Origin of the sequence: Microbulbifer taiwanensis (assembly GCF_014904815.1) — a bacterium.
Taxonomy (GTDB): Bacteria; Pseudomonadota; Gammaproteobacteria; order Pseudomonadales; family Cellvibrionaceae; genus Microbulbifer; species Microbulbifer taiwanensis.
In genome coordinates this window covers 22,033-38,730 of the sequence record NZ_JACZFR010000066.1, presented here as the reverse complement: position 1 = coordinate 38,730, position 16,698 = coordinate 22,033, and the positions used below count along the sequence as shown (strand labels likewise).

At 59.5% G+C, this 16,698-nt stretch carries 13 protein-coding genes; 6 read left to right on the top strand and 7 right to left on the bottom strand.

What is annotated here, in order from left to right:
* Positions 1–183 precede the first annotated feature (183 nt).
* The 4 genes from IG627_RS19405 to ahpC all read right to left on the bottom strand — a co-directional run bounded on the left by IG627_RS19405 (position 184) and on the right by ahpC (position 4,367).
* Entirely contained in the window at positions 184–915 is a 732-nt protein-coding gene (locus tag IG627_RS19405) for a hypothetical protein (protein WP_193194769.1), read from the bottom strand.
* 295 nt (positions 916–1,210) lie between these two features.
* Complete coding sequence (locus IG627_RS19400) at positions 1,211–1,681, bottom strand: hypothetical protein (RefSeq protein ID WP_193194768.1); 471 nt, start codon at positions 1,679–1,681, stop codon at positions 1,211–1,213.
* A gap of 376 nt (positions 1,682–2,057) precedes the next feature.
* Positions 2,058–3,665: an alkyl hydroperoxide reductase subunit F gene (gene ahpF / locus IG627_RS19395; RefSeq protein ID WP_193194767.1), complete on the bottom strand. Its 1,608-nt coding sequence runs from the start codon at positions 3,663–3,665 to the stop codon at positions 2,058–2,060.
* A gap of 135 nt (positions 3,666–3,800) precedes the next feature.
* Positions 3,801–4,367, bottom strand: coding sequence for an alkyl hydroperoxide reductase subunit C (gene ahpC, locus IG627_RS19390; RefSeq protein ID WP_193194766.1), 567 nt, complete (start codon positions 4,365–4,367; stop codon positions 3,801–3,803).
* A gap of 315 nt (positions 4,368–4,682) precedes the next feature.
* Between ahpC and IG627_RS19385 the strand changes: the two genes are divergently transcribed.
* From IG627_RS19385 to IG627_RS19370, 4 genes are all read left to right on the top strand, one after another.
* Positions 4,683–5,999: a DUF2157 domain-containing protein gene (locus tag IG627_RS19385; protein WP_193194764.1), complete on the top strand. Its 1,317-nt coding sequence runs from the start codon at positions 4,683–4,685 to the stop codon at positions 5,997–5,999.
* On the top strand, positions 5,996–6,523 hold the full coding sequence (locus tag IG627_RS19380) for a GDYXXLXY domain-containing protein (protein WP_193194762.1): 528 nt from the start codon (positions 5,996–5,998) through the stop codon (positions 6,521–6,523). Before IG627_RS19385 ends, IG627_RS19380 begins: the two co-directional genes overlap by 4 nt.
* 114 nt (positions 6,524–6,637) lie before the next feature.
* On the top strand, positions 6,638–7,231 hold the full coding sequence (locus IG627_RS19375) for a CPBP family intramembrane glutamic endopeptidase (RefSeq protein WP_193194760.1): 594 nt from the start codon (positions 6,638–6,640) through the stop codon (positions 7,229–7,231).
* 339 nt (positions 7,232–7,570) lie between these two features.
* Entirely contained in the window at positions 7,571–9,868 is a 2,298-nt protein-coding gene (locus IG627_RS19370; protein WP_193194758.1) for a TonB-dependent receptor, read from the top strand.
* Positions 9,869–10,119: 251 nt separating this feature from the next.
* Here the strand turns inward: IG627_RS19370 and pgmB are convergent, their stop codons facing one another.
* Together pgmB and IG627_RS19360 are read right to left on the bottom strand one after the other, a co-directional pair.
* Complete coding sequence (gene pgmB, locus IG627_RS19365; protein ID WP_193194756.1) at positions 10,120–10,797, bottom strand: beta-phosphoglucomutase; 678 nt, start codon at positions 10,795–10,797, stop codon at positions 10,120–10,122.
* Positions 10,794–13,148, bottom strand: a complete 2,355-nt coding sequence (locus tag IG627_RS19360) for a glycoside hydrolase family 65 protein (RefSeq protein ID WP_193194754.1) — start codon at positions 13,146–13,148, stop codon at positions 10,794–10,796. Before IG627_RS19360 ends, pgmB begins: the two co-directional genes overlap by 4 nt.
* A gap of 430 nt (positions 13,149–13,578) precedes the next feature.
* On the opposite strand from IG627_RS19360, the gene IG627_RS19355 reads away from it, so the two are divergent.
* Both IG627_RS19355 and IG627_RS19350 read left to right on the top strand, forming a co-directional pair.
* Complete coding sequence (locus tag IG627_RS19355) at positions 13,579–14,844, top strand: MFS transporter (protein ID WP_193194752.1); 1,266 nt, start codon at positions 13,579–13,581, stop codon at positions 14,842–14,844.
* A 68-nt stretch (positions 14,845–14,912) separates the two neighbouring features.
* Positions 14,913–15,968, top strand: a complete 1,056-nt coding sequence (locus IG627_RS19350; RefSeq protein ID WP_193194750.1) for a LacI family DNA-binding transcriptional regulator — start codon at positions 14,913–14,915, stop codon at positions 15,966–15,968.
* Here IG627_RS19350 and IG627_RS19345 read toward each other — a convergent pair.
* A complete protein-coding gene (locus IG627_RS19345) occupies positions 15,965–16,549 on the bottom strand; it encodes an exopolysaccharide biosynthesis protein (protein ID WP_193194749.1) in 585 nt (194 codons plus the stop codon). The genes IG627_RS19350 and IG627_RS19345 overlap by 4 nt on opposite strands.
* Positions 16,550–16,698 lie beyond the last annotated feature (149 nt).

Sequence of the window (16,698 nt, the reverse complement as noted above, 5' to 3'; positions counted from 1 at the left end):
TACGCCTGAGTTCTCTTCTTACCCATGGTACACCTCCGTGTTAGGCCGAAACCTAACTATACAGGGTGTCTACTAAACGTGGGTAAGTCTTAAACTTAACGCCACACATCACCGGCAGCAAAAAGCAGAGCGAGGAACGGGCGGCGCTTTTTGATGTCCGAGTGCATGTGATACTAGGTGATTTCATAATCCAAGCTTGCTAAAGGTATCACGCCAATATGTGAGCTTGTATTCATATGCTTCAGGCCATACTACGGCATATGCCTCATTTAACAATTTTTCGTCGGATAATAACTTTTGTATTTCTGGCAAATCCGGTGGAGTGTATACATCAAAACGAGCGCGAGAGTACTCAATAAACCAAGAGGCTTTTGTGATGTCGTCATTATGATGCGCCAAAGATTGTGTAAATTCTATTGCCAAAGATTTCAGTGTTTCGAATCTTGCAAGATCGGTAGTCCCCTTACATATTGTCTCTGTGTTGTGAACAAGGTCATTATGAGACAGGCGCCACCCTTTATTTACACACATTTGTTTATCGTAGTGTTCTATTCTGAAATTCCTTACCCAATAATTGAGGCATTCAATGATTTGTTCTTTTACTAATTCCTCTAGGCCATCTTCTTGAAGCCGTTCAATATTTTTTGAGCAAAATCCAAATATTGGCGTAACTAAGTCTAACGCTTCATCTTCATGGATCTTCAAATACCCAAAAGCTTTCGGCAGAAAATACATGACTTCTTCATATGTCCCAGCCGGCAGGTGGGGTCCAAAAAGGCAAGAATAATCATTCCATCCAAATTCAGAGTCATCCTTCTTTAGCAGATTCTTCAGCATTCCAGGCGTAAAATCCGAATGAGGATCAGATAGTTTCTGTGGCCTTGAGTATTTCGAGTAAACAAGCTCCTGCAACATGGCTATCTCTTTTTCATCTAACGAGGCTGTAGAAAAACTCCGGCCCCTTATACTTGGTTATATTTTGCCCAAAAAATCACGAATCTACGTGAATTCTGAGCCTGTTTTGGGTGCCGAAAAGTATTTCAGGACACTCTCCGCACAAAAAACTCGCTCATGCAAAAATCTCTCGAGTTTTTCTACAGCCTGAACGCCGCGCTCACGGGCGGACAATGCTATGCACCTTTGTGCGAAAATGGGAGCGTAGCGACCAGCACAAAGGTGCATAGCGTTGGCCGTCCCGTGCAGCGCTTGGTTAGGAACTGGCAACTTGGAAAATAGCAATTATCACTGACACCGTAATTGCGCTAATTGATACAGTAATTGCCACACGATTATCAGCGATAGACCTGGCTCCGCCTACCAATCTATCTGCAAAAGATATGAGCCTAAACCCTTCTTGAATGTGCTCAGTAAATGCAGACTTCAACCCATGATACTCTGAGTATGCTTCGGTAGTAAGCTCTACACCTGTTCCATTGAACATTTCTTCTGGGAGGTACCATTTCTTATAGGTAGCCATGAATCTATTCATTAAATTTGCGTAATCTGCTTCAAGGTCTCGTATTCTATTTCGCGTTATAGATTCAAAGAATCCCACTTTGAATCCAGATAATTTTACTGATAGTTCATGTAGCTCAGATAGTACTGGTTGCAACTCTTCTCTAAAGTAGGTAAGAGCCACCGTTGTTACGCGACTGACTGGTTTACTAGGTTGATTAATCATCAGTAAATTGGTTTCCTAACATTTGTATCGTAGCCCTAAGGGCCACTTTTCCCCCGCCTCATATCTCACTTGAGACAATTCGACCAAGAGTGCGCTGTAACGCCCGCAGCGTCAAGATTGCAGGGGAATTGGTACGATTTACCAGTTCTGGATAAACGGTCGCCGTGACTCATATCCCCATTTTCCTACTGCCTCACAAGGCGTTATTTCTTATGGGATTTTCACCGGATTTGGCAGTAGGGTCCCGATGATCATTTTTCCGATTGGGCACGGGTGGGAATTGAGTGTTCAGGTAAGATTTTAATCCGCGAGGGAAGGGCAATAAATAGAGGCAGCCGGAATTGCTCCGGCCGCCTCTCATGTTCCTCCTGGTGGATTAAGCGCTGGCCGCCAGCGCCTCGGGAACAGTCTTCTCCTGGCCCGCCTCCTCGCTAACAGACGAGCGAATCAGGTAATCAAAGGCCCCCAGCGCCGCCGTGGCCCCCGCACCCATGGAGATCACTATCTGCTTGTAGGGCACGGTAGTGGCATCGCCGGCGGCGTAGACGCCGGGGAGGTTGGTGGCTCCGCGTTCGTCTATGGTGATCTCGCCGATGCGGTTCAATTCCACCTCGCTGTCCTTCAGGAACTCGGTGTTGGGCACCAGGCCTATCTGTACGAAGACGCCGGCCAGTTGCAGTTGCAGTTGCTTGCTCTCGCCGCTCACCCGGTCGGTGTATTGCAGGCCGTTCACCTTGTTGCCGTCGCCGAGGATTTCTGTCGTCTGGGCATTGGTGATGATGTCGATGTTGTCCATCGACCGCGCCTTGCGCACCAGCACTTCGTCGGCGCGCAGTGTGTCGGCGAATTCCAGTACGGTGACATGCTGGACGATACCCGCCAGGTCGATGGCCGCCTCTATGCCGGAGTTGCCGCCGCCGATCACCGCCACCTGCTTGCCCTTGAAGAAGGGGCCGTCGCAGTGGGGGCAGTAGGCCACGCCGCGGGTTTTGTATTCCTCCTCGCCGGGTACGCCCAGTTGTCTCCAGCGGGCGCCGGTGGCGAGGACTATGGAACGGCTTTTCAGGGTGGCGCCGCTCTGCAGTTCCAGGTCCAGCAGTTGGTTGTGGGCCAGGTTTGCGGCGCGCTGACCGGTGATAATGTCCACCCCGTATTCCTTGACGTGCTGCTCCAGGCTGGCGGCGAGTTTCGGGCCCTCGGTGTAGGGTACTGAAATGAAGTTCTCGATACCCACTGTGTCCATTACCTGGCCGCCGAAGCGCTCGGCCACCAGGCCGGTGCGGATGCCCTTGCGCGCGGCGTAAATCGCGGCAGCGGCGCCGGCCGGGCCGCCGCCCACTACCAGCACATCGTAGGCTTCTCTTTCATTCAGGGATGCGGCCTCGCGTTCGGCAGCGCCGGTGTCCAGCCTGGCGACGATTTCCTGCAGGGTCATGCGGCCCTGGGCGAAATGCTCGCCGTTCAGGTAGACGGCGGGCACCGCCATCACCTGGCGCTGTTCGACTTCGTCCTGGAAGAGGGCGCCGTCGATCATCTCGTGGGTGATATTCGGATTCAGGGTCGCCATCAAGTTCAGGGCCTGCACCACGTCCGGGCAGTTCTGGCACGACAGCGAGATATAGGTTTCGAAGTGATACTCGCCCTGGAGGTTGCGGATCTGCTCCAGCAGTTCTCGGTCGGCCTTGGACGGATGGCCGCCGGTCTGCAGCAGGGCGAGTACCAGGGAGGTGAACTCGTGGCCCAGGGGAATGCCGGCAAAGCTGACGCGCGGCGCTTCGCCCCTGCGGGCGATGGCCATGCTCGGCGTGCGTTTGCCAGCGCCGCTGTGGGTTTCGATCTTGTCGGAGAGGCTGGCGATTTCATCGGCCAATTGTTCCAGCTCCGCGGATTTGGGGCTGTTGTCGCCGGACACACGCAGTTCGATCGGCTCGATGATATTGCGCAGGTAGGTGTCCAGTTGCTGTTTCAGGTTGGCGTCCAACATCGGTGTGTCCTGTCGATTAAAAGGGTAAAAAAAGCCCACCCGAAGGTGGGCGAATGGGGATGGCAGTCCCGGTTGAGGTTTGTTGGGCGGGCCTGTGGCCAGCTTGCGGAGCTGGAGCTCCGCGGTCCCAGGGGTTTAGATCTTGCCGACCAGGTCCAGGGACGGGGCCAGGGTTTCCTCGCCTTCCTTCCACTTGGCCGGGCAGACTTCGCCCGGGTGGGCGGCGATGTACTGGGCGGCCTTGATCTTGCGCAGTAGTTCCTGGGCGTCGCGGCCGATACCGCCAGCGGTGATCTCGACGATCTGCACCTTGCCCTCCGGGTCGATCACGAAGGTGCCGCGGTCGGCGATGCCTTCTTCCTCGATCATCACGCCGAAATTGCGGGTGAGGGTGCCGGTGGGGTCGCCGATCATCGGGTACTGGATTTTGCCGATGGTCTCGGAAGAGTCGTGCCACGCCTTGTGGGTGAAGTGGGTGTCGGTGGAGACCGAGTAGATCTCGACACCCAGTTTCTGGAACTCGGCGTAGTTGTCCGCCAGGTCGCCCAGCTCGGTGGGGCAGACGAAGGTGAAGTCGGCGGGGTAGAAGAAGAACACCGCCCACTTGCCCCTGACATCGGCATCGCTGATGTCGAAGAAGTCGCCGGCCTGGTAGGCCTTGGCCTGGAAGGGCTTGAGTTCGGATTCGATGTAGCGGGACATGGATAGCTCCTGGTTCACTGTGTTTGGGTTGAGAAGTTGTCTGGAACGGGAGTAATACTATGAGTAAGAGCTGGTTAATAAAAATAATCTATTTAAATGATTCTGATAGTTTTAGTTGATTAGCTTGTTGTTGCTCATAGTGCCGTAGGGTGCGCCATGCGCACCATCAACACGCCAGGTGGCGGTGACAGGCCTGTTGGTGCGCGCGGCGCACCCTACGGTCAGGATTGCGCCGGCCGTCGCCATTGCGGATACTCGCGCAGGTGACCAGTGCGTCGTTACTCAGTCAGCACCGGCAGTCATTCAGGGGACGTTATGCGATTGATACGGTTACTGAAAAACGACCTGGCGCGGGAAGCCGGCGACTGGGTCGAGGAGGGGCTGATCAGCGAGTCCCAGGCGGAACTTATCTGCGATCGCTATGGCGTCGACTACCAGCAGGCCAGGAGCCGCTCCTTCGGCTACCAGGTACTGGTGGGGTTGGGCTACCTGTTTATCGGCCTGGCGATCATCACGCTGCTGGGGGCCAACTGGGACGAGATACCGCGGGCACTGCGCATGTGGGGCCTTATTGCGCTGACGGTGACCACCCAGGGGATTGCGTTGCGCCAGTATCTCGCCGGCGACCGCAGCGCCGGGGTGGGACTCTTCCTGCTCGGCAACCTCTTCTTCGGTGCCTCCATCATCCTGATAGCGCAGATTTACCACCTGGGCGAGCATATGCCGGACGGCGTCTTCTGGTGGGCGCTCGGCTGTCTGCCATTCGCGCTGTTGACGAAAAACCCCTGGCTGGCGCTGCAGGCGAATATCCTGGCATTGATCTGGTTTTTCCTGGAGGTCAATTACGGCTTCTATCCGGCGCTATTGCCGCTGTTTATTCTCTCCTCTGTCTATGTGCTCAGTCGCGGGCGCCAGAGCATAGTGCTGCTGCTGGTGGTGCTCGCCAGTACCGGCTTCTGGGTCGAGTATTCACTGGCGGCCTTCTGGCGTGAGGCGGACCAGTTCTTCCTGTTCGACCTGCAGGCGGAAAACCTCGCGGTGGCGGTTGCCCTGTTTGTGTTGCTGTTTGCCTTCAGCCACTGGCTGAGCAGGCAGCGGTCGCCGGTGGCCAAGGACTACGCGGCGGTCATTTCGATCTGGTGCCTGCGCTTTGCGCTGCTACTGATGCTGGTGCTGAGCTTCGCCGAGCCCTGGGAGGGGCTGCTGGATGCGCACTGGAACCACCCATTCTCCATGTGGTTTGCGATAGCCCTGCTCGGCGGGCTGGCGCTGCTGCCGGCTTCCCGGGCGGGGCGGCTGCTGTCCTGCACGCTGCTGCTGGTGGTGTTCGCGCTACTGTTGCTGGCGGTGACCATCTCCGGCAATGACGAGCACGCGATCTATTTCCAGGTGGCCGCGAACTTTGCACTGGTCGGCAGCGGTATCTGGCTGATAGTGCGGGGTATTCACGGCGGAATTTCCCATTACTTTTTCCTCGGTGTGGCCGCGATACTGGTGACAGCCCTGCTGCGCTATATCGACCTGATCGGGGACTATATGGGCGGGGCACTGGTGTTCACGCTCTTCGCGGTACTGTTGCTGGGGGCGGCGAGGTACTGGAAGAAGCACCAGTCCGGGGAGGGGACGCCATGAACCGGAAAACAACCCTTGGCCTGCTCGCGGCCATTGCATTGCAGTTCCTGATACTGATCGGTATGTACATCAGCGCCCAGATGCCACTGTGGACGGGAGAGGAAATCCGCCTGAAAACCATACCGGTGGATCCGCGTTCACTGTTCCGCGGCAACTATGCGCGGCTCGACTACAACTTCTCCCAACTGGACGCCTCGCTGTTTCCGGCGGACAGGAAATTGCGCGAGGGGGAGCTGGTCTATGTCTCCCTGAAACGGGATAAGCGCGGTTTCCACCGGCTGGCCGGTGCCAGCCTGGAGAAACCGGAAGAGGGCGTCTTCCTGCGCGGCAGGATTAGCGGCACCTGGCTGCGGGATTCCAGGAGCAGCTATCGGGTCAGGTACGGTATCGAGGCCTTCTTTGCGCCCAAGGAAAAGGCCCTGGGACTGGAGAGCGAGCTGCGCAACGGCGGCGTGGCCGAGGTGATGGTATCCGGCGGCGGCAGGGCGCGGCTGAAAAACGTAAGCGGGAATTCAATTGAATAAACTTCTTTGCCAATGGAAAACCGCCTGTAGGGTGCGCCGCGCGCACCAGAATCTTCCGTTAATCGCCCGCGCGTGCACGCGGCGCCCCCTACGCCTGCTGGCGGAGAGAGGGCCATGAGTCAGCCCACAGTGGAAACCCCGAATACCTTCGGCCTGGTGATGCTGCTGCAGCTGGCAACCCTGGCGATAGCGCTGGCCGGGATATACTTTCTCGATGTCCGGGTATCCGTTCTGGGGGCTTCGGGATTCTCCGCGCTTTTGATCGGCACTCTCGGCGCCCTGTTGAGTTATGCCACCGCCATCTGGCTGACCCGCTCGAAAACGGCTGTCGGGCAAACACTGCGCAAACACTGCCGCGATCTGCACCCGCTGTTTTCTCGCTACACCGTCCTGCAGATAGCGCTGGTCTCCCTCGCCGCCGGCGTCTGCGAGGAATTGCTGTTCCGCGGTTTCCTGCAACCCTGGCTGTCGCAGGTCAGCACGCCATTGCTGGGATTGCTCGGTGCCTCAGTGGCCTTTGCGCTGCTGCACTACGCCTCGTTCACCTATTTTGTCGCCACATTGGCGGTTGGCCTGATTCTCGGCGCTACTTACCAGCTGACCGAGAGCCTGCTGTGCGTGGTGACCTGGCACGCCGTCTACGACCTGCTCGCGATCACCGCCCTGGCCAGGTACCCGCACCTGTTGGGTGTGCCCAGCGCAAAATAGCCTGGACTGATCCGCAAATGCCGTCGGTCATGCACCGAAAGGGGGCGAAATCCGCTTTGAGCAACTCCGAGTCCTGTTCACAAATCGAACGATACCTGTCAAATTGATATTAAAAAGTAATAACCAGTTGAAAGATTGATAGCCAAAACTTCCGAGCAGGCCCTTTTTCATTGTTGCAATCGATTGCAATGCCGCATTATAGTGATCCGTACGGTGTAGTCACACATACACGTTTTGTAGCGGTGCATGCAATCGTTTGCATTGGGCGATACAACAGTCATAAAAATTTACACCGAGAACAATAAGTTGCATAAAAACGAGGACGAGAGGGAAGAGTTGATGAATAAGAATCCTTTGGCCCAGGCGGTGTCCCTGGCGGCAATCTCCCTGGGTTTCAGCGGTGGCCTGGTCGCCCAGCAGGCGAGCCAGCCGACCCCATCCGATACTATGGTGATGGAGGAGGTGGTGACCACCGGTACCCCGGGCGGTGCCAGTATCCGTAAGCTGGACGCCAGCTTCTCCATTACCACCCTGAGCGACGACGAGATCTCCAAAGTTTCCCCGGCCAGCACCGCGGACCTGATGAAGTCCATTCCCGGCCTGTGGGTGGAGAGCTCCGGCGGCGTGTCCGGCGCCAATATCGATGTGCGCGGTTTCCCGGGCGGTAGCGACGCCCCCTTCGTCACCGTTTCCATGAACGGCCTGCCGGTCTACCCGGCACCGACCCTGTCCTTCCTCGAGAATTCCTCGCTGTTCCGTGTCGACGAGACCATCCAGCGGGTCGAGGGCCTGCGCGGCGGTCCCAACCCGGTCTACTCCAACGGCCAGCCAGGTCTGACCACCAACTTTATCCTGAAAGAGGGCACCGAGGAGACGGAAGGTCGGGTCAAGTACACCAGCTCTGACTACGACTTGCAGCGCATGGATGCATTGCTGACCGGCAAGCTGAGTGACGATGTTTACTACATGATGGGCGGCTACGTGAGTTCCTCCCCCGGCGTGCGCGACGCCGGCTTCAGTGCGGAGGAGGGCCACCAGTTCACCCTGCACCTGACCGCGGAGCTGGACAACGGCAAGGCCGGCTTCTACCTGCGCGATACCGACGACCACGGCACCTGGTACCTGCCCGGTGCCTCGACACTGCCGGCGGACTACACCCAGGTGGGCCCGAGCAACCGCAAGGTGCTGGTGCCTATCAGCCAGGCCGATGGCAGCGGCGGTTCCGAAACCGAGTGGCAGAGCTTCGATATGGGTGAGGGCCGCGGCTGGGACGGCAGCATCGGCGGCGCCTATGTGGAGCTGGACCTGGGCGACGGCTGGAGCCTGACCGATCGCTTCGCGCTGACCAGCGGCAACGCCGACACCCTGGGCTTCGTACCCAACGGCAGCCCGGTGCGCCTGGACAGCCTGACCGACCTGAACGGTGATCCCATCGCTTCTGCCACCACCGTCTCCGGCAGCGCCGTCAGCGGCGATACCCTGGTGCAGCAGTTCGGTCCCTGGGTGGTGCGCAAGGAAATAGAGGCGGCCAGCAACGACCTCAGTATCGCCAAGCAGTGGGACAGCGCCAAGATCACCGCTGGCTACTACGCCTCCAGTTGGGAAGTGAACGAGTGGTGGTCCATCGGCAACCAGAAATATTATGTGCTGGGTCACGACGGCGAGCAGATCGCCAGCAGTGGCGCCGCTGGCGAGATCGAATGCAACGCTGCCGGTATGGCGACCTGTGGCTGGAACTACGACGTCGAGGCCAATGGCAATGCGCGCGAGGATGCGCTCTATTTGGCCGGCGAATTCTATGTCGGCGACTTTACCTTCGACCTGGGGGTGCGCTCCGCCAACCGCGAGACCAACTACTCGGTGGACGACGGTGCTCGCGATGGCGTCTTCACCAGCTACAAGGCGGACGAGGACGGCACCGCCTACACCGCCGCGGTGGACTGGGCCTTCGCCGACAATATGGGCAGCTTCTTCCGCATCAACTCCGGCTTCAAGTTTGCCGACTTCGACAACTACCGCGAGTTCGGCGGCAGCTTCCGCGCCGGCTCCGACCTGGTGATCGACGTGGACCAGGCCGAGTGGGGCTACAAGCTGCAGGACGAGAACTACTCCCTGTTCGCGACCCTCTTCTACAACGAGACCCAAGGTATGCCCGACTGCGTCGTCGGCAGCGATGTCTGCACACGGCTGGAGACGGAGGCCACCGGGGTGGAGCTGGACGGTAAACTCTACTGGGGGGATTTCACCCTAGGCCTGAACGCCACCATTCAGGATGCGGAAATCACCAGCGGCGACTTCGAGGGCAACCAGGTGCAGCGCCAGCCGGAGCACCAGCTGCGCCTGACCCAGAGCTACGACTGGACCCTGAACAACGGCGTGGATATGTCCCTCTATGGCGCTGTCAGCCGTGTTGGCGAGCGCTATAGCGACAGCGCCAATATCACCACGCTGCCCGCCTATACCAAGGTGGATTTCGGCACCACCATGACTATCAACGATCTCAGTGTACAGCTGGCGGTGAATAACCTCACCGACGAGGAGGGTGCCACCGAGGGCGATCCCCGCGATCCGCTGGCGGCCAACGTGCGCTACATTCTGCCGCGCAATATCAGGTTGAGCGTCGGTTACGATTTTTAACGTCTAGTCAGTTAGTTTGTCGGCGCGATATCTGCGCTCATTGAGCTTGCCGCACGGAATCCCCATCGTGCGGCTTTTTTATTTTTAGGGGTATGAAAATAGGCATTCCTGTAGGAGCGGCGGAGGCCCGCCCCGCCGCTCCTACAACGATTTGTCGCCATCCCGGCGCAGGCCGGAATCCAGGTGGCACCAAACTGGATACCGGCCTGCGCCGGTATGACGAGCGAATTAATGTCTGATCCGGAACGGTTCTACGGACTTTGGTCGGCATTGACCGGGATGGTAATTGGGGCAAAGAAACCGTCTGCATCAAATTCAACGAGGCTGTCCAGGAGGTAATCCGCCTCACGCAAGGCATTGCGATCGCCAACACCCACCGCCTTTATGCCGGCCGCCTGAATCGCGGTTACACCCGCCGCTGCATCCTCGAACGCCAGGCAGCGGGCGGGATCGACGGCCAGGCCCCAGGCGGCGGCGAGGAAAATATCCGGCGCCGGCTTGGGCGCGGCCTTGGCCGGGTCGGCGATAAAAGTAAAGCAGTCGGCAATACCCAGTGCCTGCAACACCGCCGGCGCATTCTTGCTCGCCGAGGCCAGGCCAATCGGAATGCGACGGCCGCGCAGGCACGCCAGCAATTCCCCGGCGCCGGGCAGCAGATCGTCCGCTGTCAGATTCCGGATCAATTCCCGGTAGCAGTCGTTCTTGCGCGAAGCCAGTGCGACTTTCTCCCGGTCGCTGAAGTCCGCGCTGCGCTCGCCGAGAATCGTTTCCAGCGACGCCATGCGCTCCAGGCCCTTGAGCGATTCTTCCATATTGTCGCCCCAGGGCAGCTTCAGTTCCTCTGCCAGCTGGCGCCAGGCCTGCAGGTGCAGGCGGGCGGTGTCGGCGATAACGCCGTCCAGGTCGAATATGGCCGCGCGAAAATTCATACCGCCAGCTCCCGTGCCGGTGCGCGATCGATGGCGAGCGACTGCCCCGGCTCGCTGAGCCAGAGAATCTCGTCGCAGTGGCGCAGGGTGATCGGCTCGCCACTGACCAGGGTGTAGCTGGTCTGTTCCCCATCCACATCCAGCTCCAGGGTGCGGCCGCGGAATTGCAGGCGGAAGCGGTAGCCGGCCAGTCCATCGGGTACATAAGGATTGAAGCTCAACTCCTCGCCGTGCAGGCGCATACCGGCAAAACCCTGTGCCAGGCACAGCCAGGTACCGCCCATGCAGGCGGTGTGTATACCGTGCTGGGTGTTGTTGTGATGGTTGTCCAGATCCATGCGCGCCACCTGCTGGAAATAATCCAGCGCCTTGTCCGGGTAGCCCACCTCACTGGCGATGATGCTGTGAATACAGGCGGACAGAGTGGAGTCGTGGGTGGTGCGGGGCTCGTAGAAATCGAAGTCGCGGCGCTTCTGCTCCAGCGTGAATTCCGAGCTCTGCAGAAAGAGACCGAGGATCACATCCGCCTGCTTGCACACCTGGTGGCGGTAGATCACCAGTGGGTGGTAGTGCAGCAGCAGCGGGTAGTGATCCGCCGGCGTACCGGCGAAATCCCACTGGGGCTTGTCGAGGAAACCGTCGTCCTGCGGGTGAATACCGAGCCCTTTGTCTTCCGGTAAATACATGGCGTCCGCGGCGCGGCGCCAGGCCCCGGGCTCTTCCTCATCCAGCTGGATGCGCTGCGCCAGTTCGGCAGCGGTCTCGGGCGCATTGGCCCGCAGCCACTCATGCACCTCGCAGGCGTAGTCCAGGTGCGCGCGGGCCATCAGGTTGGTGTAGAAGTTGTTGTCCACCAGTGCCGTGTACTCGTCTGGCCCGGTGACCTCGCTGATACAGAATCTGTTGTCGCGGCGCGGATTGAAATGCCCGATTTCCAGCCACAGGCGCGCGCCCTCGATCACTATCTCCGCGCCCTTGTCGCGCAGGAAATCCGTGTCGCCGCTGGCGCGGCAGTAGTGACGCACCGCGTAGGCGATATCCGCATTGATATGGAACTGCGCCGTGCCGGCCGGGTAGTAGGCGGAGCACTCCTCGCCGCCGATGGTGCGCCATGGGAAGAGGGCGCCCTTCTTGACCGCCAGTTCCCGCGCCCGCGCCCGCGCGGCGTCGAGAATCGAGTGGCGGTACTCCAGCAGGCCACGCGCCAGCTGCGGCTGGGTGTAGAGGAAGAACGGCAGGATATAGATCTCCGTATCCCAGAAATAGTGCCCCTCGTAGCCGTCGCCGGATAAACCCTTGGCGGCGATATTGGTGCGACCGTCGCGGCCCAGGGACTGGAACAGGTGGAACAGATTGAAGCGCATGCCCTGCTGCAGGGCATCGTTGCCGCGCACCTCCACATCCGCCTGATTCCAGAAACTTTCCAGTTCGCGACGCTGTAGAACTGCGTAGTCTTCGAAGCCCTTGTTGCTGCAATCTTTTAAATAGTCGCGCAGTCGGGTTGTGCCGATCGAACCTGCTCTTTGCTCGGCGAAATGCGCCACGTACTTTGTCAGCCGAATCGCCTGGCCGCGGCGTGCGTCCAGGCGGTATTCCACCGAAACGCGATCGACGTCCTGGGAATATTCCCGCGCGCAGTCGCCGTCGAATTCGATTTTGTGCAGCGCCCCGGAGCCGACGCTGAAGCCGCTGCTCAAAACTTCCTGCACCAGGGCCAGCTGCTCGCCGTCCGCGAGACTTTCCTGCAATTGAATATCGGCGCTGTCGATCGGCGATGCCAGGCGCGGGTCGTCACTCTTCTCCGCTTGCGCCAGGCCCGCATCCAAGACGGAGACAAGGCGCACCTCGCCTTCGAAATCCAGCGGCGTCAGTTGGTAGTGCACCAGATAGAGATGCCGGTCGGTCAGGGAAACCAGGCGGCGGCTGTGCAGCTCCATGGTCTTGCCGTTCGGCGAGCGCCAGCGCAGTTTCCTGTGCAATATGCCCGCGGCCATATCCAGGCGGCGTTCAAAATCGAGCAGCTCACCCTCCGCGAGGGAGAAGCGCTCGCCGTCGATCCACAGCCGAATCGACTTGCCATTGGGTACTGTCAGCATGCGCTGGTTGTTCTTCGCGTAGCCGTAGGCGCTCTCGCCGTAGCGGATGGGCTCACTGGCGAAGACGCCATTCAGGTAGCAGCCGTCGGCGAAGGGCTCGGGACCAAAGCCCTCCTCGAAGGCGCCGCGCAGGCCGATAAAGCCGTTGCCGAGGGAGAAGAGGGTGGCGTTGAGGCCGTAGTCCTCTGGGTGGAAGCCGCTCTCCACCAGCTCCCAGGGGTGTACCTGATGATTCGGGTTTTGTTGTTGCTGCATGCCACCACCGCATATCGGGATTGAACGGAGCGGGTGCGCACACCCGCTGGGCGCCACGGCGCCATTGCGGCCAGTTTATCGCCATTTGCCGATTGTTTGCAATCGATTGCAAATTGCGTGAAGTGCATCGAGTGGGGCAACTTACACAGAGTTGATAACAAATATAAGTGTTTGATATTCAAAAGATTAGTTAAGTAATCGCGACTGCGGTCGAACCGGGTAAGCGTAGCTGGTCACCACTTTCAGGCGCGATTGTTGCCGATGGTTTGCAAACGATTGCACCACCCTGGCGCTTCCGCCATACTGGTGCCCGGCGCCGGTGCAGTATCCGGTGTCCCCCGGATCCGCTTTCCGGTCTGAATGAAAAATGTACAATAACGAGCCGGCACAGCCCCCGGGCCCAAGCCGCACAGACAATAAAGAAGTCGCCATGAACAACCAGCGCATACTGCTCTCCCTCTTCGCCATCTACCTGGTATTCGCGATACTGCTGAACAGCGTCGGCACCGTGATACTGCAGGTGATCAACAGCTACGGCGTCAGCAAGTCCGCCGCCAGTGTGCTGGAGGGTTTCAAGGATATACCGATTGGCATAGTGTCCTTCCTGGTGGCCTCGCAGCTGCCGCGCTTCGGTTTCAAGAGGGCCATGCTGACCGGCCTGGGCATAGTCACTGCCGCCTGCCTGTGCATGCCGTTGCTACCCGGTTTCTGGACCGCCAAGCTGCTGTTTCTGTGCGTGGGCGTCTCCTTCGCGCTGGTCAAGGTCGCCGTCTACTCCTCCATCGGATTATTGGCCGGGGACCGGAAGGAACACGCGGGCATGGTGAACACTCTGGAAGGCGTGTTTATGGTGGGCGTGCTCGGCGGCTATTGGTTGTTCAGCGCCTTTATCGATTCCGCCGATCCGACCTCCACCGCCTGGCTGAATGTCTACTGGGTGCTGGCCGGTATCTGCGCGCTGGCGTTTGTGCTGCTGTGGACGACGGAAATGGACGAGTCCGGCACCCGCGTCGATGGCGACAGCCCGCTGCAGGAGTTTTTCGCGATGCTGCGCCTGGTGGCCAAGCCGCTGGTGTGCATCTATGTGATTTCCGCCTTCGTCTATGTGCTGATAGAGCAGGGCATAGGCACCTGGCTACCCACCTTCAACAATGAAATCCTGAAACTGCCGGCGCCCATGAGCGTGCAGGCCACCAGTACCTTCGCTGCCGGCCTGGCCGTCGCCCGCCTGGGCGCCGGCGCCATCATGCGCCGAATGCACTGGTACCCGGTGTTGAATAGTTGCCTGCTGGCGATGGCGGCGCTGGTGGTGCTGACCCTGCCGCTGGCGGACAATGTGCAGGCCAATCCGGAAATCAACTGGCTCAACGCGCCGGTGGCTGCCTTTATCCTGCCGCTGATCGGCCTGTTTATGGCTCCCATCTACCCGGCCATCAATTCGGTCATGCTGAGTTCGCTGCCGAAACACCAGCACTCGGCGATGACCGGCCTGCTGGTGATCTTCTCCGCTCTCGGCGGCACTACCGGCTCGCTGATTACCGGCTCTGTATTCGAGGCCTACGACGGCCAGTTCGCCTTCTACCTGTCGCTGGTGCCGATCGGTATGATTCTGCTGAGCCTGTACTTCTTCCGCCGCGCAGTGGAACGGGATGGCGGGGCAGATTTTACCGGCGTCGCGGCTTCCGCGCCCCACTGATGGCCGTTTTACAAAGGATTGCAGCCCGCCTAAGATGGCGCCTTCGCATTTTTTAAGGTGAAGGCGCCATGCCCAAGGATTCCCCCGCTCCCGTATCCATGTCCGATATAGCGCGCCTGGCGGGAGTGTCCGAATCCACCGTGTCGCGGGCACTGAACAACAACCCGCTGATCAACGAGAAGACCCGCGAGCGCATCCAGAAAATCGCCCGCTCGATGAATTACAAAATCAACGAGAGCGCGCGCAACCTGCGCCTGCAGCGCAGCCACACCATCTCGGTGGTCATCAATACCGACAAGGCGGGCGGCCAGTCTTTTTCCGACCCGTTTATGATCGACATGATCGGCGCCATCGCCGACCAGCTGGCGCGGCACAAATACGACCTGCTGTTTTCCAGCAGCATCGTCACCAGCGCAGACTGGCACGCCTACCTGCTGGGCTCCCGCCGCGCCGACGGCGTTATCGTGATAGGCCAGGGCACCGACGACAGCCCGCTGCGCGAACTGCACAAGCTCGGCGATCCCCTAGTAGTCTGGGGCGGCACGCGCAAACCGGGGGCCGATTACTGCATCGTCAGCAGTGACAACTGGATGGGCGGCCGCCAGGCTACCGAACACCTGATCGGGCTGGGCCGGCGCCGGATCGTCTTCCTCGGCGATATCGCCCATCCGGAAATCGAGGCGCGTTACCAGGGATACCTCGCCGCACTGAAGGATGCGAGCCTTGAGGCAAACGAACACCACACAGGTGCGGCCTTCTCCATCGAATCTGGCTACCAGAGCGCAATGGAGCTGCTGAGGAATGGATCGACGGATTTCGATGCCATCTTTGCGGCCAGCGACAATATCGCCATGGGCGCCATCAAGGCGTTGCAGGCCAGCGGCATCAGGGTGCCGTCCGATGTGGCGGTGGTGGGTTTCGACGATATCCCGATAGCCCCCTTCTACACGCCGCCGTTGACCACGGTGCGCCAGAACATCCATCGCGGTGGCGAATTGCTGGTGGACAGGGTCATGCAACTGGTGGCGGGCAGGGAGGCGGCGTCGGAAGTCCTGCCCACGGAACTGGTGGTGCGGGCCTCCTGCGGCGCGAATCCGGATTACCAGCCCGCACCGGCCGGCTAGAAGAGCGCGCCGGCAATCAGTCCAAACACGAATGCGGTGACAACAAAGGCGAACAGCGCCAGGACGCCGTCGTGGGCCACCAGTGCCAGGCCCAAGGCGGTCAGCGCCATGCCGGCGGTGGTCGCTGAAAAGGGCACTATCTCCATCGCCGGCAGCGCCAGCGCGATCACCGCGCAGATGGCCGCGATCACATAGGTACCGGCGCGGCCCACCAGGAATTCCAGTCGCGGCCGCAGCCAGCGGTCGATAAAACGCGCCGGCTTCTGCAACCAGTGCAATGCACGGATCAGCTTCCCCTTTGAGATGGAACGCCGCAGCAGCCACTGCGGCAGCCAGAAATGGCTGCGCCCCAGCAGTAACTGGACTGCTGTCAGCAGAACCAGTAACCCCATGATCGTGGGCACGCCGGGAATACCGGAGAGTGGCGAGAAGAGAATGATACCCACCAGCAGCAACAGCGGCGCAAAGGAGCGCCTGCCCACCGCCCGCACCACCAGGTCCAGCGAGACCCGCTTGCGCCGTTTAGCGGTTTTGCTGATGTGCTCCAGCAGCTGCGTGAGGCTGGTGAATTCCCTGGGCATAGCGTGGCGCCGATGGTGACGGAGGCGAAGTGGGGTTGCAGATATCAGTATATGTACGGGGCTAAGCTGGAGCTTGTGCAGACAGTCAGCAGTTCCGGCCAGCCCGATCAGACTTTTTACGACAATAACTATTCGATCGCCGGCCCACA

Bases quoted from the DNA above. Each gene is read 5' to 3' on its own strand.
- IG627_RS19405 (WP_193194769.1), bottom strand. From the start codon at position 915: ATGTTGCAGGAGCTTGTTTACTCGAAATACTCAAGGCCACAGAAACTA.
- ahpC (WP_193194766.1), bottom strand. From the start codon at position 4,367: ATGTCCCGCTACATCGAATCCGAACTCAAGCCCTTCCAGGCCAAGGCC.
- IG627_RS19370 (WP_193194758.1), top strand. From the start codon at position 7,571: ATGAATAAGAATCCTTTGGCCCAGGCGGTGTCCCTGGCGGCAATCTCC.
- pgmB (WP_193194756.1), bottom strand. From the start codon at position 10,797: ATGAATTTTCGCGCGGCCATATTCGACCTGGACGGCGTTATCGCCGAC.
- IG627_RS19350 (WP_193194750.1), top strand. From the start codon at position 14,913: ATGCCCAAGGATTCCCCCGCTCCCGTATCCATGTCCGATATAGCGCGC.
- IG627_RS19360 (WP_193194754.1), bottom strand. From the start codon at position 13,148: ATGCAGCAACAACAAAACCCGAATCATCAGGTACACCCCTGGGAGCTG.
- IG627_RS19380 (WP_193194762.1), top strand. From the start codon at position 5,996: ATGAACCGGAAAACAACCCTTGGCCTGCTCGCGGCCATTGCATTGCAG.
- IG627_RS19385 (WP_193194764.1), top strand. From the start codon at position 4,683: ATGCGATTGATACGGTTACTGAAAAACGACCTGGCGCGGGAAGCCGGC.
- IG627_RS19345 (WP_193194749.1), bottom strand. From the start codon at position 16,549: ATGCCCAGGGAATTCACCAGCCTCACGCAGCTGCTGGAGCACATCAGC.
- IG627_RS19355 (WP_193194752.1), top strand. From the start codon at position 13,579: ATGAACAACCAGCGCATACTGCTCTCCCTCTTCGCCATCTACCTGGTA.
- IG627_RS19400 (WP_193194768.1), bottom strand. From the start codon at position 1,681: ATGATTAATCAACCTAGTAAACCAGTCAGTCGCGTAACAACGGTGGCT.
- IG627_RS19375 (WP_193194760.1), top strand. From the start codon at position 6,638: ATGAGTCAGCCCACAGTGGAAACCCCGAATACCTTCGGCCTGGTGATG.
- ahpF (WP_193194767.1), bottom strand. From the start codon at position 3,665: ATGTTGGACGCCAACCTGAAACAGCAACTGGACACCTACCTGCGCAAT.